Source organism: Tateyamaria sp. (assembly GCF_059783535.1).
Window position 1 is genome coordinate 44,917 of record NZ_JBYNDP010000008.1, and the last position, 22,230, is coordinate 67,146.

The 22,230-nt window shown below is 59.2% G+C and carries 32 protein-coding genes; 10 read left to right on the plus strand and 22 right to left on the minus strand.

Translation table 11 applies throughout. From position 1 onward, the window contains the following. Positions 1-32: 32 nt before the first annotated feature. From AC6RA8_RS03200 to AC6RA8_RS03300, 21 genes are all read right to left on the minus strand, one after another. Complete coding sequence (locus tag AC6RA8_RS03200; RefSeq protein WP_500350681.1) at positions 33-491, minus strand: hypothetical protein; 459 nt, start codon at positions 489-491, stop codon at positions 33-35. Positions 492-571: 80 nt separating this feature from the next. Beyond that, positions 572-1,522, minus strand: coding sequence for a phage capsid protein (locus AC6RA8_RS03205; RefSeq protein WP_500350682.1), 951 nt, complete (start codon positions 1,520-1,522; stop codon positions 572-574). A gap of 242 nt (positions 1,523-1,764) precedes the next feature. Continuing rightward, positions 1,765-2,748: a hypothetical protein gene (locus AC6RA8_RS03210; protein ID WP_500350683.1), complete on the minus strand. Its 984-nt coding sequence runs from the start codon at positions 2,746-2,748 to the stop codon at positions 1,765-1,767. Further along, on the minus strand, positions 2,738-3,052 hold the full coding sequence (locus AC6RA8_RS03215) for a hypothetical protein (protein ID WP_500350684.1): 315 nt from the start codon (positions 3,050-3,052) through the stop codon (positions 2,738-2,740). The genes AC6RA8_RS03210 and AC6RA8_RS03215 overlap by 11 nt, the downstream gene beginning before the upstream one ends. A 19-nt stretch (positions 3,053-3,071) precedes the next feature. Continuing rightward, entirely contained in the window at positions 3,072-3,215 is a 144-nt protein-coding gene (locus tag AC6RA8_RS03220; RefSeq protein WP_500350685.1) for a hypothetical protein, read from the minus strand. Continuing rightward, entirely contained in the window at positions 3,215-4,840 is a 1,626-nt protein-coding gene (locus AC6RA8_RS03225) for a portal protein (protein WP_500350686.1), read from the minus strand. Before AC6RA8_RS03225 ends, AC6RA8_RS03220 begins: the two co-directional genes overlap by 1 nt. 204 nt (positions 4,841-5,044) lie before the next feature. Further along, on the minus strand, positions 5,045-5,578 hold the full coding sequence (locus AC6RA8_RS03230) for a hypothetical protein (protein WP_500350687.1): 534 nt from the start codon (positions 5,576-5,578) through the stop codon (positions 5,045-5,047). A 15-nt stretch (positions 5,579-5,593) separates the two neighbouring features. Beyond that, entirely contained in the window at positions 5,594-6,040 is a 447-nt protein-coding gene (locus AC6RA8_RS03235; RefSeq protein WP_500350688.1) for a hypothetical protein, read from the minus strand. Positions 6,041-6,042: 2 nt separating this feature from the next. Continuing rightward, entirely contained in the window at positions 6,043-7,821 is a 1,779-nt protein-coding gene (locus tag AC6RA8_RS03240; protein WP_500350689.1) for a hypothetical protein, read from the minus strand. A 172-nt stretch (positions 7,822-7,993) separates the two neighbouring features. Continuing rightward, the gene (locus AC6RA8_RS03245; protein WP_500350690.1) at positions 7,994-8,662 is read right to left on the minus strand and encodes a hypothetical protein; all 669 of its coding nucleotides are present in this window, start codon (positions 8,660-8,662) and stop codon (positions 7,994-7,996) included. A 442-nt stretch (positions 8,663-9,104) separates the two neighbouring features. Next, a complete protein-coding gene (locus AC6RA8_RS03250) occupies positions 9,105-11,135 on the minus strand; it encodes a hypothetical protein (RefSeq protein ID WP_500350691.1) in 2,031 nt (676 codons plus the stop codon). Next, positions 11,136-11,414, minus strand: coding sequence for a hypothetical protein (locus tag AC6RA8_RS03255; protein ID WP_500350692.1), 279 nt, complete (start codon positions 11,412-11,414; stop codon positions 11,136-11,138). It abuts the gene before it with no gap. Beyond that, entirely contained in the window at positions 11,411-11,629 is a 219-nt protein-coding gene (locus AC6RA8_RS03260) for a hypothetical protein (RefSeq protein WP_500350693.1), read from the minus strand. Before AC6RA8_RS03260 ends, AC6RA8_RS03255 begins: the two co-directional genes overlap by 4 nt. 158 nt (positions 11,630-11,787) lie before the next feature. After that, entirely contained in the window at positions 11,788-12,183 is a 396-nt protein-coding gene (locus AC6RA8_RS03265; RefSeq protein WP_500350694.1) for a hypothetical protein, read from the minus strand. Beyond that, on the minus strand, positions 12,180-12,512 hold the full coding sequence (locus AC6RA8_RS03270; RefSeq protein ID WP_500350695.1) for a hypothetical protein: 333 nt from the start codon (positions 12,510-12,512) through the stop codon (positions 12,180-12,182). The genes AC6RA8_RS03265 and AC6RA8_RS03270 overlap by 4 nt, the downstream gene beginning before the upstream one ends. After that, positions 12,512-13,678 (minus strand): DUF7146 domain-containing protein, encoded by a 1,167-nt coding sequence (locus AC6RA8_RS03275; protein ID WP_500350696.1) that lies wholly within the window; start codon positions 13,676-13,678, stop codon positions 12,512-12,514. The genes AC6RA8_RS03270 and AC6RA8_RS03275 overlap by 1 nt, the downstream gene beginning before the upstream one ends. Continuing rightward, positions 13,675-13,884 carry a hypothetical protein gene (locus tag AC6RA8_RS03280; protein WP_500350697.1) on the minus strand — a complete coding sequence of 70 codons (210 nt, stop codon included), beginning with the start codon at positions 13,882-13,884 and terminating at the stop codon, positions 13,675-13,677. The genes AC6RA8_RS03275 and AC6RA8_RS03280 overlap by 4 nt, the downstream gene beginning before the upstream one ends. Continuing rightward, positions 13,881-14,696 (minus strand): hypothetical protein, encoded by an 816-nt coding sequence (locus AC6RA8_RS03285; protein WP_500350698.1) that lies wholly within the window; start codon positions 14,694-14,696, stop codon positions 13,881-13,883. Before AC6RA8_RS03285 ends, AC6RA8_RS03280 begins: the two co-directional genes overlap by 4 nt. After that, positions 14,693-15,022, minus strand: a complete 330-nt coding sequence (locus AC6RA8_RS03290; protein ID WP_500350699.1) for a hypothetical protein — start codon at positions 15,020-15,022, stop codon at positions 14,693-14,695. The genes AC6RA8_RS03285 and AC6RA8_RS03290 overlap by 4 nt, the downstream gene beginning before the upstream one ends. Then, positions 15,015-15,308 (minus strand): hypothetical protein, encoded by a 294-nt coding sequence (locus AC6RA8_RS03295; protein ID WP_500350700.1) that lies wholly within the window; start codon positions 15,306-15,308, stop codon positions 15,015-15,017. Before AC6RA8_RS03295 ends, AC6RA8_RS03290 begins: the two co-directional genes overlap by 8 nt. Before the next feature lie 438 nt (positions 15,309-15,746). Next, positions 15,747-16,055 carry a hypothetical protein gene (locus tag AC6RA8_RS03300; RefSeq protein ID WP_500350701.1) on the minus strand — a complete coding sequence of 103 codons (309 nt, stop codon included), beginning with the start codon at positions 16,053-16,055 and terminating at the stop codon, positions 15,747-15,749. Between the two features lie 60 nt (positions 16,056-16,115). Between AC6RA8_RS03300 and AC6RA8_RS03305 the strand changes: the two genes are divergently transcribed. The 8 genes from AC6RA8_RS03305 to AC6RA8_RS03340 all read left to right on the plus strand — a co-directional run bounded on the left by AC6RA8_RS03305 (position 16,116) and on the right by AC6RA8_RS03340 (position 20,015). Further along, a complete protein-coding gene (locus tag AC6RA8_RS03305; RefSeq protein ID WP_500350702.1) occupies positions 16,116-16,769 on the plus strand; it encodes a hypothetical protein in 654 nt (217 codons plus the stop codon). Beyond that, complete coding sequence (locus AC6RA8_RS03310) at positions 16,754-17,272, plus strand: hypothetical protein (protein WP_500350703.1); 519 nt, start codon at positions 16,754-16,756, stop codon at positions 17,270-17,272. The genes AC6RA8_RS03305 and AC6RA8_RS03310 overlap by 16 nt, the downstream gene beginning before the upstream one ends. Positions 17,273-17,359: 87 nt before the next feature. Continuing rightward, entirely contained in the window at positions 17,360-17,626 is a 267-nt protein-coding gene (locus tag AC6RA8_RS03315) for a hypothetical protein (RefSeq protein ID WP_500350704.1), read from the plus strand. Further along, on the plus strand, positions 17,613-17,846 hold the full coding sequence (locus AC6RA8_RS03320; protein WP_500350705.1) for a hypothetical protein: 234 nt from the start codon (positions 17,613-17,615) through the stop codon (positions 17,844-17,846). The genes AC6RA8_RS03315 and AC6RA8_RS03320 overlap by 14 nt, the downstream gene beginning before the upstream one ends. A 290-nt stretch (positions 17,847-18,136) precedes the next feature. Then, positions 18,137-18,394: a hypothetical protein gene (locus tag AC6RA8_RS03325; protein ID WP_500350706.1), complete on the plus strand. Its 258-nt coding sequence runs from the start codon at positions 18,137-18,139 to the stop codon at positions 18,392-18,394. Beyond that, a complete protein-coding gene (locus AC6RA8_RS03330) occupies positions 18,391-19,557 on the plus strand; it encodes a site-specific integrase (protein WP_500350707.1) in 1,167 nt (388 codons plus the stop codon). The genes AC6RA8_RS03325 and AC6RA8_RS03330 overlap by 4 nt, the downstream gene beginning before the upstream one ends. Then, on the plus strand, positions 19,557-19,793 hold the full coding sequence (locus AC6RA8_RS03335; RefSeq protein ID WP_500350708.1) for a hypothetical protein: 237 nt from the start codon (positions 19,557-19,559) through the stop codon (positions 19,791-19,793). The genes AC6RA8_RS03330 and AC6RA8_RS03335 overlap by 1 nt, the downstream gene beginning before the upstream one ends. 81 nt (positions 19,794-19,874) lie before the next feature. After that, positions 19,875-20,015, plus strand: coding sequence for a hypothetical protein (locus tag AC6RA8_RS03340; protein WP_500350709.1), 141 nt, complete (start codon positions 19,875-19,877; stop codon positions 20,013-20,015). Here AC6RA8_RS03340 and AC6RA8_RS03345 read toward each other — a convergent pair. Continuing rightward, positions 19,987-20,397 carry a hypothetical protein gene (locus tag AC6RA8_RS03345; protein WP_500350710.1) on the minus strand — a complete coding sequence of 137 codons (411 nt, stop codon included), beginning with the start codon at positions 20,395-20,397 and terminating at the stop codon, positions 19,987-19,989. The genes AC6RA8_RS03340 and AC6RA8_RS03345 overlap by 29 nt on opposite strands. A 97-nt stretch (positions 20,398-20,494) precedes the next feature. Here AC6RA8_RS03345 and AC6RA8_RS03350 point away from each other — a divergent pair, with 97 nt between their 5' ends. Continuing rightward, positions 20,495-21,247: a hypothetical protein gene (locus AC6RA8_RS03350; protein WP_500350711.1), complete on the plus strand. Its 753-nt coding sequence runs from the start codon at positions 20,495-20,497 to the stop codon at positions 21,245-21,247. Positions 21,248-21,929: 682 nt separating this feature from the next. Further along, on the plus strand, positions 21,930-22,154 hold the full coding sequence (locus tag AC6RA8_RS03355; RefSeq protein ID WP_500350712.1) for a hypothetical protein: 225 nt from the start codon (positions 21,930-21,932) through the stop codon (positions 22,152-22,154). Positions 22,155-22,230: the final 76 nt, after the last annotated feature.

Genomic DNA, 22,230 nt, shown 5'->3' on the forward strand with positions numbered 1-22,230 from the left:
GACCGCCTCGCGCAAGGTCTTGTCGCGGCCTGTCAGGCCGTGATGTACGCGATCCGGAAGGGCATCGATCCGGCGGCCGTCGCATTGGCTTCGGCATGCTTGTAAAGCGCGATGGTGCCGCCTGGGTTTTTGGCTAACCCAAGGATCTCCCACAGCCGACGACCATGATTGGCATCGCCAATGGCAAAAGGCTGCTGGATCGCCGAAGCGGCGCGCGCGACGTCCAGCATGGCATCCGTGTCGGTTTTGGTGCCGATGACGATTTGCGCGAAGCCGTCATTTTCAACGTCGAAGAACGTGCCTTCGTGCAGCAAACAATCTGCCGGCAGATCAATCAGCTTGTAGGTCGAACCGATAAGGTCATCAGCGGCATTCGTAACGGTGCCGGTTGCCAGGATAAGGCGACCACGCGCCTCGGCGGGATCTGGGCTGGTGTCGGTGGGATCGAAAAAATCCCGCACCAGTGTGGAAGTAGAATTGACAAGTGCCATGTCTGGTTTCCTTGTGAACTTTGAACGTCAGACGGGTGACGGGGTGATGGGAACGGGCCACCAGATGGCGGCCCGCAGGATCACACGGTTTCGGCGCACCGGATGACGCGGACGCCTTCGTCCTCGATGCGGCCCGCAACCGGGTAGCAGTCGACCAGAACGCGCGGCAGGTTCTTCGCAGAGCTGTCGTTGAACATCATGCCCTGGACGTCTTGCCACATGCCGCAAATGATATTGGCCTTGGACCAAAGCGGGATGAGACGATGATTTGCGTCATCGGTTGGCAGGCGGTTTGTGAACAGCCAGTTGATGCCCAGCAAACGACCCGGCTTACCTTCGCGGATGTTGTCCACATCAAACGGGTTCAGGTTTTTACCTGTCTCGACGGCCAGGTTGATCAGGTCCGTTTTCTGCCGCGGCGAAATCAGACCGTAGATTTCATCCTCGGTTTCCAGCCCGAACTCTTCGAGCTCCATGCTCTCACACGCCGCCCGCAGCTTGGCGATGCCAAGACCGGTTGGCGTGCCAGCAGTACCATAGTCCGCGGCCAGGTAATTGTTTGCCGGCAGTGCCACCGTGGACGTCGGCGTTTTGCCTTCAAACACGCTGCCCAGAATGCCACCGGATGCGAGCTCGGCTGGGCTGCCCTTTTTCTTGCGCACACCAAGGATGCGATCGAACACCCCACGCTCGCAGGCTTTGACATGGGCCATGGTCAGCGGCGATGTCGGATCCATCGCTTGGTCGAATTTTTCTTCTTTTGTGATCAGCTGACCGGATTGCACGACGGGCGGCCGCACCAACCAGCGCCGCGAACGATTAGGCGGGTTGTCTGGATTGCGGCGTTCATAGTCTTCACCTTCTTGGTAATCGACCTGATCGATCAGATCCGCCATGTCTTGCGCTTCGCCAGTCGCCGACACGATGGTCACAGCATTGCGCAGCGGATTGGTCATCTGCTGGACGCGCATCTTGACGTTGCTTGAGAAGGTGAGCTTGTGGTGGTCCTCGACCACTTGTTGATAGGACATGCCTATGCTCCTGCGAAATTCAACGATGTTCGGTGATTTTCGGAAGAGCCACCCGGACGATCCGGACCCGACCTGGGCTTAACGCTGCATCGGCGCAGAGGCTTGTCTCTGATCAGACGGACCCTGGAATGCAAGGGCCACCCGTCGCGTCGATTTGAAAAACAGAAATGACAAACTTGTCAAGAAAAAACCACATGTGCGCGATTTCAAACTGAAACGCGCACATGTGGTGCCTCATTCGACTAGGCGACGATCTTGCGGAGCCGGTCGATTTCTGGCTGCAGCTGTTTGATCTTGTCTTTATCGTTGGCGGCCACAGCCTCGTAGTAGTCGCCGCCCTTTTTTTCCAGCTGCTGCAACCGCTGGCGCGCTTCTGCTGGTGTGCTTGTGAAACTGGTGTTGGTATCGCTAGGCACAAATCCGTCATCGGACATTTTTTCACCCATGGCGATGAACAGCCGCATGGTGTTCGCATCGCCGATCTTTGGCTGCAAGGCTGCGGCAATGCCTGCCATGGCCGCGCTATCAAGGCCCGCGGCTTCTGCCATGACGGATGCAGCCTGTTTGGCCAGCGTCAGCTTGGCAGGCAGCTGCTCCCCAAAGTCTTTACCAAGGTTCGCCATCATCTCGTTATTGGCCTGTTTCAGATCTTCCCCGGCGTCGTGATCCAAAGACGCAACGTGTTCAGCAAAGAGGCCCACAAAATCGTTCAGGGCGTCACTCGTCAAACCATGATTGTGAGCAATATCGCGGCTTTTGGCTTCCAGCGCATCATTCCACTTAGCTTCCTTTGGCCAGCTGTGTGGGCGCGTCACCTCGTATTTGTCGGGTGCTTCAGGGATCCCGAAGGCGCTGCCGTTTTCTTTCAGCCACTCCGCAACGCTCTGGCCCTCGGCCGGCTTGACCAAAAGGTCATCAGCCGATCGCCCCAGCTTGGTCTGCGCTGATTTCTCCATTTTGGCCAACGCAACCACCGCTTGGACGGGATCATCCACGGTCAAGCCCGACGAGGTGAGCATTTCGCTGTAGTCTTTCAGCTCGTCACGCTCCCACCATTTGGCCTCGCCGGATCCGCCCTGGCCGCCGTCGCCACCATCGCCGCCATCACCGCCTTGGCCACCGTCGCCACCATCGCCTCCGCCACCTTGGCCGCCATCACCGCCACCTGCACCACCATCGTTTGGGGCAAAGAACGGCAATTTCATCCACCAATATTCAACGAACATGTTTGTCCTCCATGAGCTCGTTTAGGTCATCAACAGTCACGCCACCCTGCGCCAAAAGCAGGATGGCAAAATCGCGGCGCCCGGCCTCATAGGCCAAGCGGTAAGGATCGATCGGTGCAACCTCGGCAAAGCCTTCGACCATGTTGACCGGCTGCTGCACGAACAACCCGCCTTGGATCACCAGGTCACGGGCCAGATCTGTGTCTTTGCCAAAGGCGCGGGCCCAGCGTCGCGCAGCGTCAGCCGCCGTGCTGTCGTTGTGGGGGGAGAAAAAGGCGCGCAGGACGCCGAGACGGTCAAACATTAGAAATTCCTCAGATCAATCATCGCAAACCGTTTTTTGCCGCGAGACCAACGGCAAAACCGATACAACTGGCAATCAAAGCCACCGGACCCATGGGTAGACCTTTGGTTTCAGCAACGCCGATGAAAAAGCCGGTCAACGCGGCAATGATGATTGGCCACATCACCCCTGCCCTCCCAACGCACCGGCCAAATCACCGACCGCAGACGCACCGGCCTGCAGCTGCGCCAGATGATCCGCCTGTTGTTGCTGCTGGGCGCGTGCCTCAGCAATTTGATCCGCCTCGTCGCGGCTGCGCAGGATCCGCGCAGGCAGGCTTGGGCTGGCGTCGTGAAGCGTTTCAGCAACCGCATCCGGATCAACGCGATCGATGTAACGCGGGTTGACCTGTGCAAGCGGCCCCAGGTCGTTCAGGAACTGACGCACCGCCTGCCCTTCCCGGGCACGCAACGCCATGGTTGCCGCGGACTGGTACCGAGCCCGCAAGGGCAAGCCCTCCGCTTCGTTTGGCGGCGGCAGGATCTGGCCAGCGCGCCACAACAGCGTAAACCGACGTTCAAATTTCGGGGCGGCGTACTCTTCCATGATCCGATCGGCATGCGGCGCCCAATTGCGCAACCGGCCCTCTTCCATGATGCGAGTTTCTTCTTCGGTCACACCTGTGCGGCCGGTCAGCGACATGACCGCGTAATGATAGGCATCCTTGACTGCTTCGACCTTGGCGCGCTTTTCTTCCATGGTCAGACCAATGCTGGGCGCGTGGGTCATGTTGCGCACCAACTCGTTGCCGCGCATATCGATCCCGCCATAGATCGTATAACCTGGACGGAATGTTCCGTTCAAAGGCACAGCATTCCGATCGGGTGCCAGCTTTGTCGGGTTCGCCGCGAACTGCGCTGCCCGGATCGTCTCGGCGTCCATCAGGTTGACCATGCGGGCTGACGGCAAGGCGATCATGCCCGGCCCGGTGCCATAGGTCATGCCGCTGTCCACGTCCCAGCGCGGGTAATACCCGGGCATGTCATCGTGACCGCCCAACTTGACCAGGCAATCATCCATTTCGCAGGCGGTGACAGCCAACCAACGCTTGCCACGCGGGCCCATCTTGCCACGCACAAACTGGTCATTGGGCAGGACGTGGTAGTAAAACGTGATGTCGTCGCGTTTGCCTTGCTCTGCCATTTCCATCAGCTTGGGCGGCAGAGCCTTGTCACCATAGGCACGCGCAGCGCTTTCCGGCTTCAGGCTGTACTTGCGTACCATTTCGATCACGCGGCCATGCGCATCGATGTCCACCACCATTTCAGCCAATGACAGGGTCACATCGATGAACCGTTGATTTGCCAAATCGATTTCATCGTACCCGCAGGCATTTCCAAAAGCCGACAGGTCCGAATACGCCTGAAAGGTCGCACCATAGAACGGGGAAATGGACGGGCTGAAACTGGCCATGACGCGCGATGTTGCGTGGTCCAACCATTCCGCCATCGGTTTCCAGGCATTCAGATCTGCGTCAGGCGTTTCCAACCCGCCCCAACGCATTGCCGGGTTCGTCAGCGACGCATAGATCCCGGCGGCAAAGCTGGACTGCGCCATGATCGGTTCACTGCTGAGCGGTTTTTCCTGACGCTGGCGCTTGTGGTCATAGAGCCCGAAACCGCCCCGTTGCGGGCGCATCAGGCGTGCAATATCTTCCCAATCCTGCTCATAGCAGACCCGGCCAACGCGCAGCTCGTCAAATCGTTCGCGTGCGCGTTTGGCCTTGGGATCATCTTTCATGCCGATCATGCTGTTTGCCCTAACTTTGGCGTTGCTGGCAGACCTACAGGGCTGGTCAGGATGTCAGCTGCAGCGCCCTGCCGACGCCGGCGCAACCGTGCCTCGATGTCAGCTGTCTGCGTGCTTTCGCCGCGATCAGTGGCTGCAATGAGCGGTGCAGCGACGGTTTGCGGCGCTGATCTGCCGCCTCCGAAAATGGCTTCACACATGGGTTTAAGTCTCCTGACTGTGTTTTTGAGAGGTCCAGGCAAATAGGTGAAAGCAATCGGACCCATCTGGTCCGTAGCCGTGCAAAGGGGTTTCGTGTCGAAAACCACATCCCTGCAAAAAGTGTGCCGCGCGGCTGTGACCCGTCCAGCTGCGCGCTTCGATCCGGTGAATGCCAAGTTCTTCACAAAACACAGGCAAATCGCGCCGGATCCGGCGCATGGCGGCAAGGATCGGTTGCTTGAATTTTTCATGGTTGCGGGACATGAATGCCCCCTGCGCAACGCCGGCCTGCCCTGTGTTTGACAGGCCAAGAACGGCAAAAGGTGTGGAGCTGTCCGACGAAATGCCATGAGCAAAAACGACGGACAGTACACGCGCCGGATTGACAGCGCGCCAGTCGGCGAACAGCGCCAAATGCGAAACAGACTGCCCACGCACCACGGACGCCTCAAGTTGATCCATCGGATCCAGGCGCGACAGAACAGCCATTGCGCGGTGATCATCATAGTCCAGAACGTGGAGCGTGGGCTTGGTCATGTCAGCTGGTCCTGATCAGGCGGCTTGGAGCAGCATACGCCGCGCCTTGTTGCACCAATTGGCCAGCGCATCTGCCTCGCCACCGCGGGCGCCCGCCTCGAGGCCAGCCATCCGGAGATACGAGCGACCTTCGGTCGTCGCGCGAAACTTCGCGCCCTCTTTTTCCCGCAGCTCATGTGCAAAGGCGGCAAAGGTTTGCCCCGGCCGATTGTCGATCACCTCGACGATGCGTTTGATGTTCTGCAGATCCAGACCGTCCTGCGCTGCCTGACCGGTTTCACCATCGCCTTCGTTTTCCGCAGGATCATTTTTAACCGTGTCCTGGCCCGCATCGGCCTTCACCGTGTCCTGGCCCGCATCGGCCTTCACCGTGTCCTGGCCCGCATCGGCTTTCACCGTGTCCTGGCCTGCATCGGCCTTCACTGTGTCCTGGCCTGCACCAGCTTGTTTCGATTTTCGCATGATCATTGATCTCCATAAGGGTTGAGAAGGTCCCATTGGGACGTGAGGCCGCCGCCACCCGACATGGACGGTCCTCCGTTGTGACCCATCTGGCCACGTCGATCATTGTCGGGCAGTTTTTTGGCGTACGGGCTCGTGCCATCCGCCGAATGCTCACTCAAAAGCAGATACTGCAGGCCATCGTGCACGTTGGCCTCGGTGTAGCTTTTGTCCGGCACCTTGCGCTTGTCGCCGCTTTTGTTGACCTCTTCGGTCCACACATACCGGGCTGCAAAGCCGCGGATCAGGAACTTGCAGCGGGGATGCACGATCAGCCCAGGCTCGCCGCGGACCAGCGGCGCATCCAGGGCTGCGCGCACGGCTTCAAGGCGTGGATTGATCCGGTTCGTCCCGATCCGCTGCGGTCGCACGTAGAAACCGGCTTTTTTGCTCACCTCAAGGTTCCAGGTCGCGTTTTCATCCGCAGCCTGGGACGCGCCATGCTCGCCCGCCATGTCGCCAAAACCGGCCTCAACCTCAAAGCCGCGAAACTCTTCGTCCAGGATGTCGGCAAGACGCTCGCCAAACACCGACGCCATCAAGCGCTCCGACGGGAAATGCACTTCGCGGTAGATCCGCCAACGGTACTTTTCGAGGCATTGCCCGATGACAGCCGCGCCCTTAAAGCCCTGGTCGAGCCCGACGCGCAGCGGAATGCCGGCAACGGGCTGCAGCGACGTATCGGACGCGTGGATCCGTGGGTTGTAGTGGTCTTTCCAGACCGGATCACCGACACGCAGGTAAACGACCTTGTTGTAGACCAAACGATCGATCATATCGCCGCGGCCGGCCAGTTTCATGGCCGCGATTTGGCGTTCGTAGTAGCTTGGCGACAGGTTCTGCAGGTTTTCACATCCGGGCACACCGAACCCAGGCTGATTGTAGAACGCGATTTCGATGCGCTTGGCTCCTTCTGGAAGGCCGGCGGACAGCTCATCGCCCAGGCGCTTGCGTTCTTCTTCGTCATGGAACACCCGAAACGCGTAATTGTCCTCGTCGGGCGCGTTGAAGTCGCCCACGATCTGCCCGTAGCTGCGCAAATGCTGTGGCAGACCCTCGAAGTGTTTGCGCGCCGGTGCCCGATCTATCCGACCGATCCCAACGGTCAAGATTTCTTCGGGCATCGTGTCGAGCTCATTCAACACCAGGTCCGTGGTTTGCAGACCACGCATCGAATTTACGATGCTGTCGCCGAACGCCAGAAACCGGGCAATGAAGGTGATCGGGCCAAATTCGTCCTCGAACCGGATCACGTGCGTCACGGGATCACCGCGACCACCAGACCAGTGGCCCAGGTCTTTTGGAAACACCTCAAGGTAGCTTGGGATCGATGTCGACCAAAGCTGACGGTAGGTTTCACGGGTGAACGTGACGGTGTATTCGCGCTCTCCGGTCAAGACCGAACGCGGCATCTCGATCGCACGGCGCAGCCGCGATTTCATCAACGTGGTTGTTTTGCCAGACCCGACCGGCCCTTGAATGCCCAACAGGTCCGCATTCGACCAATAGAACGCTTCGGCGATGGGGCCTGGGAAATTGGCCGCCTGCAAATCAGGGAGTTGACCCTCGGCGAAATTGCCGTTTAGGCTGTGAATTGCCTCTTTCGCATCAAGCCCCTGCAGCTTTGCGACCTGATCGTCTGTCAAACCGACAGATGCACCATCCCCCTCACCCCTCTGGGCGTCTGGCATGGCCAGAGTTAACCCCCAACCCCATCCACCGGTTTTGAGTATCGCGCTCAATTTGACCTCCGAAGCATTTCCAAAATGCTGAATGGGGTCGGACAGAGGGGTAGAGAGGCAAGGCGCGCGAGGCCCCCCCGGGGGGTCGAGGCCGCTTTGCCCAGGGCGCGGGCCAACTGATTTTCAATCAGTCGGATGCGTCTATGATTTCTCAGTGCTTTCAACACGTTGGCTACTCCGTCCGACTTTCTGCGTCCGACGCGTCCGATTGCGTCTCGCTAACCTGTTGATTTTGCTGCATTTCATAAACCACATCCGCCGGAGCCATCCGACCACGGATCCGTGCCGGTTCTGGCGTCACATCGCGGGCCTGGGCGGCAGGATCGGCCGTGCTGGGCGCACCAGGCACCACGATCTGGTTGGCTGGCGGTGGCGCGTCGTCTGGTGTGGCCTTGGGCGCGCCATAGGGCATCAGGGCATCCGCTGCCCGCAGCTGGGCCGTGCGCACCAGCTGCAGGGTGTTCAATCGCTGGGCCAGGGTGGGCTTGGCCTCCACCAAGCTATCGCCATCCTTTTCAGGCCGCGCACCGTCCTGCGCCCAGGCCAGTATCCGCTCAGCCTGCGCCATGGCTGCCTCCAGGCTGTCACCGTCCTTGCGGTCGAGCCCCGCAATCTGCGCCAGCACCTGCTCGGGGAACCGGTAGCCTTCTGCCGCCAGGAACTCACGCATCTGGCTCAGCGCCTTGCCCTGCCCGCGCTTCACCTTGCCATCGTCCACCAGGTCCGCGCCGTCCTGTTCATCGGGCAGCAATGACAGCTGCTCCTGCATCGCTCGATCAGATCGCAGCCGTTCATCCGCTTCACGGGCCAGCTTTTCGTACTTCGTGTCGCGACCCGGCATCAAAAAGCACCCTTTTTCAATGAAAACAGAGGCTTAGAGAGAGACGCAACGCTACCCGCAACACTTCTTGGCATGGTGTTGCGGCATTGTTGCGGGCATGTTGCGGGTAAAATATCAATCTTTTCAATAAGATAGATATAAAGAGCAACACCGCAACAGAAAAACAGGGGGTGCCTCACGTGCGCGCGCGCGGGTGTGCACGCACATGTGTACGGGGGGATTTTCTGTTGCGGTGTTGCGGCTAGGGGTGAAGTATCTGTTTTTAAACGGTTTTTACCCGCAACAGACCCGCAACACATACGGGGGCGTCCGTGTTGCGGTGTTGCGCCCCAAACCCGTCGATCTGGACTGTGGCGCACGCAAATTATGGCACCAAACGGGTCGGGGAAAAAGCGACAATAAGCGCGTGTTTTCAGATGGTTGATCGTGTCAAGCATTTTCTTTAGCCAAAATCGTCGATGTCTTTGGTGGTCTTGGGCGCGCCGGGCTGATCAGCGTTGCTGATGCGATCAGCGGGGAAGGCAAAGAGGCCAGGAACGGCTGTCAGGGGGATGACAACGCCACGACTGGCTATGCCAGCCAGACGCTTGACGCCGGCCGTCTCAGCGCCTGGCACGCGTTTTACGGACTGCGCCCACACTCCACCGGCCCACTGCGTGCCCTTGAAAAGATCCAGCAAGCCTGGGATCTGCTTGTTGGCAATGAACAGCGTCGCATCCTGCATTTTGCCGGTGACGCGCATCCCTGCCTTGGCCAGCTTTTCATTGGCGATCTTGGCACGATCCAGCGCATCGATGGCGTCCGATCCGTCGCCCGCAAGGCTGATCGGTCCGCCGGGCAGCTGGGCGGCCGACATGATCCACTGCGCCACGGTGTGAAGCTCTCCGCGCCTGTAGATGTCGAATGGCTGGCCCAATAGGTGCACCAGCATCGCCTCGGCATCGTTCATCACGTCATCGCGGTCTGCCTCGGCCACATAGGCGATCTTTTTGGCCCAGCTCTGGGTGATTTCTTCGTCGGGCAGATCCTCATTACAGGCCATGTCAGCCATCGCTAGGACCGTGCCCCAATTGTCCGCGTCCCTGCCCGTCACGCCGGCGATTTCCAGCGCGTGGCGCCAAGCCTCGAGGCGTTCCGGCCATGTGTCCCACCGCGCGATCAACAGCTGTTTCAAGCGGGCGCCACGGGCGCGCCAGGTGCGGGGTTGCAGGCTCAGCTTGGCCGACCCTTTCTCAAGTGGTTTTAGCTCGAGGCGGATTAGGCGCTGCACGTCCTGAGTTTTCATCACGCCGGGGATCAGGATCGAGGAAAACAGGAACGCGGAATAGACCTTGCCCCCCACGCCTGTTTGATCGGCCGAGCCCCTGAACCATTCACCCCCGGACGCGGCGACCCGCGCCAGGGCGATGATGTCCCGCTCTTTGGTGGACCGTTCGTCGCCCGGCTCGAGCTCGTCCACGGCCACGGGCAAACTGGACTGGCCGAGCTTGCTGGTGATGCCGGATTTGGTGGCGTCGGTGGTCTGCACCAGGCCATCGTCACCGTGCAGCATCTTGACCAGGCGCTGCAGTTCTGACTTGCCGGCCCCGGCCGGGGCCAACAGCCAAAAGACAGGGCGCCAGTCCAGGGCGCCGCACAGCATTTGGGTCGCGATCATGCCCAGGGCAATGAACGGGTGCACATCCTTGTTGGTCCAGTTCCAGGTTTCCAGGGTGCGCAGGATCTCGGGTGTCGGATCCGGCGCTGTGTCGCTGGTGTTCGGGTGTGGGATCGTGGGCTGGGCAGGGTAGATATGGCGCCCCAGGCGGCCCGGCTTGTGCACCTTACCGTCAAACAGCACCTGATCGCCCATGTGATAGACCAGCTGGCCATCTTCGTCCGTCCAGGCGCCCACGCCGCGCACCGCGTTGTCAGGATTGAACACGCCACATTCCGACGCGGCCGCGTGCATCGACATGCTGGCCGTGGTCTGATCAAAGCGGTTTTTGACCCGCTCGAATGTGCCGTCCTCGCCCTTTTTCCACTGCGGGAAGTTGTAGCAAAGGCGCGGGATCTGATGACCAAACAGGCCCTGGATGTTCTGGGCGTTGTGGTTGTCGATGGCCCTCAGCTGGCCAAGCACATCGAGGTAATAGGCGTATTTGCCACGGACCCCAAGAGGCGTGACCGGGCAGTCATCAAATATTTCACCACGGGCGCGATCTCCCGCGCGGCCACTGCCTTGGCCGCCTGCGCCACTGCTGGATGCGTCAGATGGCTTGGCGTCACGCCTTTCATCTGCGCCAGGACGGCCTGCATTTCCGGCGTCATCTGTTTTTGGGTGTCTACCATCGTCTTGATCCTTTCGTGGTGCCTCGGGCGCGTTCGCCAGGGCGTCGCGCAGATCGTCAGTGGTGGGTGGGGGGTCTTTGCGATAGCTGGCCGGGTTGGGGTTCTTTAGCCAGGCGTCGTTGTTCTGCTCAATGTCAGCCACTCAGATCTCCATACTGTTGGCGATCGTGGCAACCCGATCGATGAATTTGCGGCGCGCAACGCTGTCGCGACGGCCGTAGGTCGGTTTGGCCAGCTCAAGGCGGGCCTGCGATGCGGCCGCCCTGGCAATCCGCTGCGCCGAAAAGCGAAAGCCCCGATCCAGCGGATGCGCGTGCAGCTCTGTGACGGCCCCGTACTGATCGAAGGCGATGTGCGACCCCTCGCCAAAGCCCAGCACGTGGGCCGTGCCGTCATGGTCAAATTCAGCGCGGAAGTTCATGCAACGCGCCCCGCCTGGCGTGCGCGCATCAGATCCGCCTGGTCAGCTGCGGCGATCAGATCGCGGGCAACGGCGCGGGCCTGGTCGGGACCAAGCGTCATTGCCGAAATAACGTCGCCCTCGTCGTCGCAATGCAGCAAGTGGACGTTTTGACATTTGCAGTCGTCGGCACAGTTCCCGACAACAACGCTGTCTGCGTAGATTGGATCGATCATGGATGATCCTTCTTCGGAAACGTCTGCGTGAAGCTTTTGACCAGCCATGAGTGCGGGCAGATGTATGCCAGAGCGACAGCGGGTAGCCCAAGAGGACCGTCAATCGCCGCCGCGTAAACAATTTTCCCCAGGCGGGTCAGTTCAATGCGATATGGCATTCAACCCTCCCCATGCTCTTCTGCGCGATCGATGCGTTCGATCTCCGCAATCAACAGCGCGGCCGCGACCACAAGGTTCTGCCGTCTTGTGGCCTTTGGCTTCCACCATTGACTGCCCCAGAGCCAAGGCGCGGGCGGACTGCCCGGGATCGGGTGCGTTTCTGTGTTCAGCACATAGCAACACGCCGCCTGGACCAGCTCGTCGTTTTCGTACGCATCATCATGGATTGCATCGAACCCCTCCGCATCCTCCTGGCGGTAACGCTCGGCAATCACATCTTTCGTGCCCTGGCGCAGTTCGTCGCCATCGATCCAGCCGGCCGCCTCGGCCGCGGCCATCCAGCTGTCGGCAAAGGCATCATCAGGGTTTTCGTCGCCCCAGGCTTCCAAACTCATGCGCTTTTCTCCTGTTCAGCTCGCCAATCAGCCCAGGACGGATCGGTCATTTTGTGATCGATCCATTCTTGGGTGTCGGGTGTCGGATCAAACGGCTCAGCATCTGGGTCATGGCAGCGCTCGCACAGCGCCTGTGTCCAACCCTCTTCGGTTTTGCGGTGGCTCAAATGTTCGCCACAGAAAAACAGGCCGCAGTTTTCAGTCGGATCCCCGCCGCAGGCGTAGGCAATCCCGCGGTCTATATCGGCGTCGCATCCGGGGTGGTCGCACTTTGCAGGGACGCCATAGCCCTGATCGCGACCATTCATTTCGTAGCAAGCATATCCCATCAGGCGACACCTCCTGTTTGCGGCTGTTCCGACCGCTGCGCCACGCGCAGGGCATCGTTCAAATCCTTGCCACCCCAACGGTTCTGGAACACACGCACGGTGCGGCCGGCGTCCTGGTGGCGGGCAATCGCGTGATCAAGCGCCCTTTGGGCCTCGGCCGCTTCGTCCAGGTCAGCAATCAGGGTCACGCGGTCCACGTTGTCGGGCAGCTTCACGCTGCCCAGATTGCCCAGGGAAATGGCGGCCAGGACGCGCTGCGCGGGCAGCAACATGACCGCGCTTAGCGCGTCCTCGATCCCCTCCGCGATGTAGACATGTTGACCAGGCGGCGCGTGCCGCAACGCCACGGGTTTGCCGCCGCGCGGGCCAATACCTTTCCAAAGGTGAATTGCGGATCCGCCATAGCGGCCCAGCACCTTCTTGGGCTCGGGCACCTGTGCCTTGCCCCAACGGCCGTTTTGGTCCAGGCCCAGATAGGTGCGATGGCAGGCAACCACCTGGCGGCGGTGGTTTGTGATCAGCGCCACCATGGCGGGCAGTTTCAGCTCGATCCACTCGCCGGTGCCGCGGTCCATGTGTTCATAGTGGCACTCGGGGACGTAGCGCAGGACGCCGGGCTGCCGCCCCAGCTCGGCAAAGTCGATCCCGCGCTGGTCGCGCAGGTAAAACTCCACGGGCGTTCCGCGCAGCTGCTCCTGACCGCTCAGCCAAATGGCATGTGCCTGCTTGGCCCGGCGCGCGATCTTCTCCTTTTCGTCCGCTTCCATCGCCTTGCGCCGGGCGGCCGATGCCTGCGCCGCGGCCTTGCGCCTGGCGATGTCGGCCGGGCTTTCCGTCTGCAAGCCCAGGAATGCCCGCGCCTCGGCAAACGCGCCCTTGGCATCACAGCCCAGGGACAAGCGGATCAGATCGATGATGTCACCAAACCCTTCGCCTGGCACATCACCCACAGCGTGATCTCGCCACCGCCCCGCATCGGGTCCGGACATTTGCACCCAGAAGCTGCCCACGCTGCGATCGGCACGGCCGGGGTTCAGCGTGAAATACTTGCCAAAGGCGGTGTAGCTGCCCTGGACCGCAGGGGCATAGTGCGCAACCACGCTGTCTACCTGGTCCAAGAGCATCGCTTTGATGTCGTCAACAGTGTGGGTCTGAGCGCGGGTCATGCCGGCTTTCCTGACGGCATGGGGTTAGGACGAAACACACATACGAATTGCGCATCGATAGGTGAGCGTCCGTTTGTTTCCACCATGGCCTCAAAATTGGCCCGGGCGCGGTCGCGGCCCTCTAAGCACTTTTGCCAATCGTTGCCTGCGACCTCATGCGACGACATGGTCACACCGTTGATGATGATCAGGAAAAGCAGGGTCATTTACCTACCCCCTCTCCCGCCGCAACACGCGCCTTTAATGCGGCGACAAGGTCGTTCAGCTCGGAATGCGTAGTGCGACCCTCGCTCAAGGCTGCCCAACGGGCCCGCGCATGGCCAGGCTGGATTTTCAAAACAGCACCAGCGCCCGCGATGCCCGTGCCCTGCCGGATCAATTCAGCAAAGCGCAGATCGCGCTCAGGGCTAAATTTTGGATCAGCCGGCAGCTTGGACAGGTGCTGCTCAATATCGAGCCAACCCTCGCCACGGCGTGCCTCGATTGTCTTTTTGAGATTGAAAACCTTGTTCTGAACCTGCTTCAAATCTCGGTTCAGCTCACCGGCCAGCTGCTTTGCCTTTTTGCCTGCCAGGACACCGACAATCACCGCCTCGATGTCATCTGCCGACCAGGCCTGAATGTCCTTTGCCTTTACCCCCTCGCGCCTGGCCTTGGGTCGTTTTAGCCCGGTGGTTTTGGGGGCTTTGGCTGGCGGCTTTTTCGGCTGAGCTGGCGCAGGCTTCGGATCCGGTTTGAACTCGGGCGCCGGGGACGCCGCAATTGGCGCCGGCGCCAGCTGATCGACCACAACAACCGGGCCGTCGCCCTCGGGATCGTTGCTGATCCGTGGCAGGTCAAAATGGTCCGGATCCAGTTTCAGGCACAGAAACCCGTCAATCCATTCGGTTGTCGGATGAAACCCCAGCGCCTCGATTTGATCGCAGGCAAAGCGTACGATGTCTAGCGCATCGATGCGGGCTTTCGCAGCGCTCAAGTGAGCGTTGGCAGCCTGGGCGGCTTGATCCAGGGCGTTCATGCTGCTGCCCTCCGTTCGCGCCAGGCGTCCAGCGATCGCCCTGCCCGCCACTTTGCAAAGGCTGCGACCGCGTTGCTGACCTCAAGGTGCGCGGTGAGCTCGGCAACGGGTGCAAAGCTGTCATGCGCGCGAACCAGGTTGCCGGCCGCCGCGGCCATGGGGCCCACGATCGGATGCGCATCGCTCACATACGGCAGCACCTCGCGCAGAACCTCGATGAACATGTCAGTATCGGGATCCTCGGGGCGCCGGATTGCCGCGAACCAGGACAGGGTAAACGCCAGCGTCTGATCAGCAGCGGTAAAGGGTGTGTTCAGATCAGCCATGGATGTCCTTTCTGCCCAGGTCGGGCGGTTGCGGGATGTTCGCGCGCTCAACAGCGGCAAGAAGATCATCCCCGGCTTGGGCCAGGCCCGTGCGATCGGCCTGCAGATCCTGGAAGGCGGTGGCGAAACTCAGCGCCGATCGAACCAGCGGGTCAGACTGCGAACCCATTGCTTCGGCCTGCGTCCGCAGCTGCTCCACATCATGGGCAGGCAGGCCGCCGGATTTGGCGGACATGGCCACGGCAAAAGCCTGCATGCGCAAAGCAACCCCGGCCTCATGCGGCATGGCCCCACTCCGGAATGTGGCGCTGACCAGGCACGATTTTGCACTTGAACCCAGCCAGCGCCTGCGGTGTACGAGGGGGCGTCTGTGACCTACCTTCTAAGGTTCCCCAACGGGTGCTGACGGACTTGCGGCCCGGACCAGACCCCCTCTCTCGGGTATGACTTGGAATGCGGGTGGCCGATTGGGACCGCCACCCGCACATGTTGACGCCGATCCACTCACGAGCGCCAAAGATCGCGGCCCAGCACGCACGGCCGCGAATGGAAAGAAAAAGCCAGGCACAACCGAGGGAGCGGCGCGCCTGGTGAGGTTCCGACCCACAACAGGCAGGGCGCGCAGTCCAGCCCATGGCCGGGACTAACAGCCAGAGACCAGGACTGCAGAACGGACGTGGCGGTGTAGCGCGGCGACCGGGGGTCGGGGTTGGGGAGAAACAGGTCATTCTGCGGCCACCTTCTTGGCCGCGGCAGCGGCCCGCAGCTGGCGGGCGGCTTGTACGGCATCGTCGATATCGTCCCGCGTAGCACCCTCGATCAGCCACTTTTCAGCTGCACCAACGTCCATCTTGCGCAGCACCGACAGGGCCTTACGCTGGATGTAGGGCGGTAAATCACCGGCTTGGCGCCAACGCGACGCGCGAGCCCAGGAATACGCCGCTTTTGGCTTTGCCCCGATGGCTCGCTCAAATTCAGCTTGGCTGCCGAACAGCGCTTCGCATACCGCCAGTGGTGTCAGGTCGTAACTCATAGCGCTAGATGTAGACCCAACACACAGCATCTTGCAACGCATATTTTTCGTTTTTCGCAGATGTATGTGCGCGGGTTGGTGACTACTTGTCGAAAAATGGACGACAAGTGGTTCAAGAAAAAGCAAAAAGAAAAAGGTGTGACGGCTGATGAAATTGCCGCCCGAATGGGCCGCGACCGATCAGCAATTTCTCACATCTACACCGGCAAACGCAAAATGTCGTTTGAGTGGGCAACGGCCTTTTCAGATGTGCTTGGCGAGCCTGTCAGCGTGATCCTCGAGAGAGCCGGGGTTGCGACTGCGCAGGAAGCCCAACCACTGACACCAGGGTTTTCTGATAGCGATGCGGTCCCGTGGGTCGGGCAAGGCGAAGAAGAAAGAAAAACGGGAGCAGTTGCGCGATCTTTTGGCGGCGGCCAACCCGGTATTGATGTCTGGTCGGTTCGCTCAGATGCGCTTTTGTTCGACGGCTTCTTGCCCGGTGACTTCGTACTTTTGGACACGCACAAAGCTGACCGATGCGCGCCAGGTGACTATGTAGTCGCTCAACGATATGATGCGCAAAACGGGACGGCTTCGACAGTTTTGCGCCGATATGAGCCGCCTGTTTTGGTAGCAAGCTCACCAACTTTTACAGAGAAGCGAATAGACATCGTTGACGGAAACAACGTCCTAATCCGGGGAAAGGTCGTAGCCCAATGGCGAAGCACTTAAAGCGCGCAACTATTGTAATCGCTTGCACCAGTACAGTTGTTTTTGCACAGGCCACACCCCCAACCTACAGTGCAATAGATGCGATTTATGGCACTTGCTTCAATCCCGAATATAGATCAATCGACCATATTGGTTTTGCCGAGTTTGCCGAATGGCCTGAACTGGAACCGGCCGTGCTTGACGCCCTACGGCCAGCGAACAAACCGGATCCGTGGACAGGCTGGATCGCGACCACCCCAGACGACAATCAACTTGCGTTTTTTTCGTTTGCAGGAAAGACGAACGACGTTGAAATCTGCGGTGCTTTTTTCCGCAAGATCAGAGGCCCGGATGTATGGGAGACAATGCAGGACGAGACGCGGATCGAGATACTAGACACAGCGACGGAACTAGGCTGGACCTCGCACATGTTTTCAGTTGAACAACTTCCAAATGCTCAAATGGAAATAAGATGGCCACGCGACGAGGCCGACACGATGATATTCGTTTTACACAAGCAGTAATTTTCGTTTTTCGCATTTTTTGCGTTGACAGTGATAGGTAGCAACTCCTAACTCGTGTGTGACTACACCACACGAAGGAGCACGGACGTGTCACAACCCGCCCCCGCCATTCCAAATGCCATTGCCGGTCCGATCACTGACGGGATCCTGCGCCGGATCCGCGATGCGGGCTTGGCCGTACAGCATGACCAGGCCGTCAATGAAGCCGAAGCGGCCCTGATCTTGATGTGCGTCGGCCCCATGGCCGAAGAACTTTTGCGGCGACGCGACGCCATGAAAGCACTGGCAAATGCAGACACGCGGCTGTCCAACGTCACCGTGTTCCCAGGGGGCGCTAACAGTGCAGAGCGTTGAGACTGTCCGCCTCCTGAATATCGAGACACTGACCGACGAAGAACGGCGCGGCTACCTGTTTGCCTGCGAAACAATGCGCACCTGGTCACGGCAGATCAAAGACAACGCGCCCCAAATGGCTGGCGCGGATCTGCAGATCCCGCTGGGCCTGTCGGTCCAGAACTCATGCAAATTCGCAATCGGCCTAGCCGACGCGATGGCGGCACGCGCCCGCCCCTGACTTTCCCAGGCGGGGCCGCTTGTGGTTTCCCCAAGGACCATCCCGCCACCACTCAACTTCCGGCCTGCAGAGCGGCGCAGCCGGCAACCCCAAAGAGGCAAGAGCATGTCCGTTGTTTGGAGCATCTTAATCGCATTTGGCGGCTTAGTAGTTGTCGCGCTTAGCGCAGTGATCGTTTGTTTGTTCATCATGCCGCGACGCCCAGAGCGTCCGAGCAACCACCCCGAAGAACGGCACGATCGGGAAAACATGAGAATGTGGTTTGCCAAGAATATTCTAGGTGGCCTGCAATGACCGGACCTATTTTTATCACCGCAAGCAAGGTCGCGGAACTCACCGGATTTGAAAGCGGTATCGCCTTTCTCAAGGAACGCACCAGGCTCGAAACTGATTTGGATTTTCCCAAGCCCATGCCAACCTGCCGCCGGCCGCTGAAATGGCGGGCCGATGCCATATCGGCCTGGACAGCTGTGCATGGCACCTTCCAGTTGCCAGAGACACCACCCGGCGGCAACGTTGTTCTGCTGCAGGAGGCGCGCCGGCCATGAGCGGTCGCGGACCAATTCAGAACAAGATCCCCGGCCTGCGGCAACGTCAGCTGGCTAACGGCACATGGCGCGTGTGGTGGGAACCGAACAAATCCGCGCGGGATCTGGGCTTTGGCCCGCTCGACCTTGACGGGACACGGCCCACCTGGTCGGAACGCGAAGCCAAGAAAAGAAACGATGACGTGGATGCAGCCAGGTCCGGAACGCCCGTGCGCAAACCAATTGCCGGCGGCCGCACGATCGACGCCCTGATCGATGACTACCAAAGGTCGATCGCTTTCACCTCTTTGGCCGCAAAAACCCGAACCAGCTACAAGATCAACACGGGCGTGATTTCACGCAAATGGGGCAGCAAAAATGTTCTGGAGTTTACCAAGCCGATTGTTGCCACCTGGTACGAAACACTGTTCACCACCACAGGCGCCTACAACGCGGCGGCCGTGATCGGTATGATGTCGATCCTGATGAACCACGCGGAACTGCGCGGCTGGCGTCCAGAGGGCACAAACCCGCGCGCCGGCATTAAGTTTCGCGGCATGTCAGGACGCGATCGCGCCGGATCCTGGGCAGAGTACGACGCATTGATTACAGCCGGTGATCGGCTGGGCTGGTACGCAGCCACAACCGGCATTGCCCTAGCCACCCTGCAAGCGCAGCGGCAAACCGATGTTTACCTGGCCAAATTGCAAGAGTTTCAGCGGGTCAGGATCGAGGCCGACGCAGACCCGATCCTTGTCTGGGGGTTGGTCAGATCCAAGCGCGGCACCTATGGCGCGATGCCGTTGCACGAGGAAGTCGCCCCGCGGATCGAGCGGATCCTGCAAGACGCCCATGGCGACAATCAGCGCACCGCCCTGCTGATCGACGAGGCGACAGGTCGCCCCTACTCCGGGGATCTGTTTCGGAAACGCTGGTCAGCTATCCGCAGCGAAGCGGCCAAGACATGCCCCAGCGTGAAGTCCCTGCAATTTCGGGATCTGCGCCGCACCTTCGGCGTCTGGGCCCGCGAAGGCGACGCCAGCAAAAGCGACGTCGGCGACGTCTTGGGCAATGCGGCCGGCACAAACCCGCAACTCAGCGGGATCTACATGCCGCCGTCCTTCCACACAGCGCGCCGCGCGATCAACGCGATCCAGCGGCCAGGCAAGAAAGGGGTCTCTTGATGGCAAAAAACAAAAACACCGAGCGCTTCAAGAGCTTTGATGTGATGCTCCCGCAAGGCGCACGTTCGCGACACATGAAAGCGATGCAAGCATTGGAAGAAGCCGACGACTTGCTGCCAGCAGATGCGCTGGACGGCAATGTTAGCGACATCACCGCGGCGATCAATCACCTGGCAACGGCATCCAAAAACCTATCCGAAATGCTTGCTTATCGTAAGATGCTGGGCATCGACTGAAAGGCTCCAAAAATGATCACACTTGAAACCCAAGTCTCAGGCGGTCAGCTGGCCAGCATTATGTGCGATGACGCATAGGAAATGGCATACTTTCTGCGCGGCTTGATCGAGGATGCCGGCGACGACTTCCCGCGCGCGATCAAGGACGAGCTCAGCGACACCGAAGAAACGTCCGTGGTGGAATACTTGCGCTTTATGGCTGATCAGATCGAGGCGGACTAAGCGGTGCAGCGGGCGCCTTCGCCCGCTCTAAAACCTGCCGGTGCTTTGCAAGTAGTTCGTCGGCAACCGCGCGCATATCCGCCCGGTACCGAGACATAGCTGCAGCGATCGCGTGGGTTTTTTGGTCCAGCCTGGGGTTGTCTGCCAAGGTATCGTCGAGCTGATCAAACAGCGAAAATTCTAAACCTTCGTAGGCATGCAGTGCTTCGAACAACCGCTCCGCATGCTCAAAATCAACATCGTCAACCATTACGTCCATTCCATACAAAATGCATTTGTGCCCATGCATTGATACAGGCACGCCGTTTAAACTGCGGTGCCATTGCTTTATTCTGCCAAAGCATTCCTCTAACCGAGTGACGCTAAACAGCTTCACAGACAATCTGTGATGGAATTTCCACCGTCAATAGAGCTATCAAAAATGATAGACATGTGCCGTTTTATGGACGGTCAAGACGGGCCCACGCTATCCTTTGATTATGGAAAATTGGGAATTAGAAGATCTCGCCGCACAGTGCCGTTTCGCATTGGCATCACAAGGTCTGAGCATTCGCGTGGTCCACGATCAGGAAGAGGCAACGCGCCTCACCGCTGCGATGTGCAAGCGGCATAGTGGCATCCTTGACCCGACAAAAAACGTATTCACCAAGCGCAGTGCGATGTGGATCTTCGCGATGCAAGACGGGCTGCCCAGGATGAAGTGCGGGATGCGAGTTGATGACTTGGACGATGAACCCTTGGGGTTGTTTTTGCAGCGCGCATTGAACGTCGTGTTTAAGGCTGGTTTAAGCGGTGACGCTTGGGATACCGTGTCACAAGATCTGCACGGCCGGGCGGTCTACTGCGGCGACTTTGCTGCAACCTTGGCCAACGGCCTTGCACCGAACGGAGCGCGTGCGATCCAGTATTTTACAACCTATGTACATCACCGCGCCTTCACCGATTTTGCCGCCAATTTCACCTACTGTTTTTTGCGCGAAAGCCAGCGCGCACGTGCCAAGAAGTACGGCTTTTTGGATGCAGACGCTTTTGCCTGGGCAAGCGAACGCACACTTTATGTCGATGGCAATCCGGGCTGGATCGCCGCACTGCGCAAAAAGAGACAAACCGAATTGTTTGAGGCCGTTGGGTCGACATTACTGCAGAGTTTCGCAGTAAATCAAAAGCCGCTCTTGCCCACTTTTGTTGGTCACGCGACACCCAACTCGGACAAAAGGGAAGCGCACATGTAACGGTTTGGAAATCAGGTTCCAATCCATAAAGTCAGGCTCAGCCAGAGCACCCCTTTCCCACGCGCGCCTTTGCCCAGAAAAACTTCGTTGACGCACGTCTGGGGATGCTTTTTCAAACTCACGCTGGAGCTGCTCGGCGTTCATCGACTTTGGTTTGCGCCGGGCCAGCAGGCCCAGAGGGCCAATAGACAACAACCTGGTCATGCCGTTTTTTGGTTCAGCATATACGTCGCAGAAGTTGATGATGTCGGCGAAACCCTCAAGCCGAGCCCCAGACTGGATGTAACACTGAAACATCTTGGCAATGGTGGGGCCGGTGTCAATCGATACTGGTATCAGAGGCTTAAACCCTAGAAGGACGTCCGGTGTGGCGCCCAGGTTCCAAGCTATCCTACCGAAACCAAACGTGCCCGGTCCTGTCTTTGAGTTGTCAAAGTGTCCGTTTGCAAATTTGGTTAAATGCCCGACAGAATAGTCGCTCGCACGTGAAAGCTCGGACATACTGCGAAACGGACTGGCGTCATACTGCATCAGAAATCGGTTTCGAACAGCAATAGGATCTATGTTCATAGTGCCTCAAGGAATCAACTCGTCAAAATCTATCACAAATGATAGATTATTTTTTGCATTCCGTTGGGACGCTTAACGTCGGACGGAAAAATGCTAAGCGCAGAGGGCCTACATGAATGACGAAATCTACAAATGGGATCCTGTTGGTGGGCTTGTGCGAGATGCCCTTTACAGGTTTCCCAAAGACCGAACCGCCGCACTGAACTTTATCGTCAAGAACGGCCCAGCAACGCCCGAAGCAGCTGCAGCTCTTTTGGACGAAGCGGACGCAGAGAATGACCGTCCGACTTCGGACGGTGTCGGACGGTCGGATGAACTAAGCCAAACAAAGGAGTAAGATGCTGTAATGATTGAGTTTAATGGTGCCCCCACACGGACTCGAACCGCGGACCTACTGATTACAAATCAGTTGC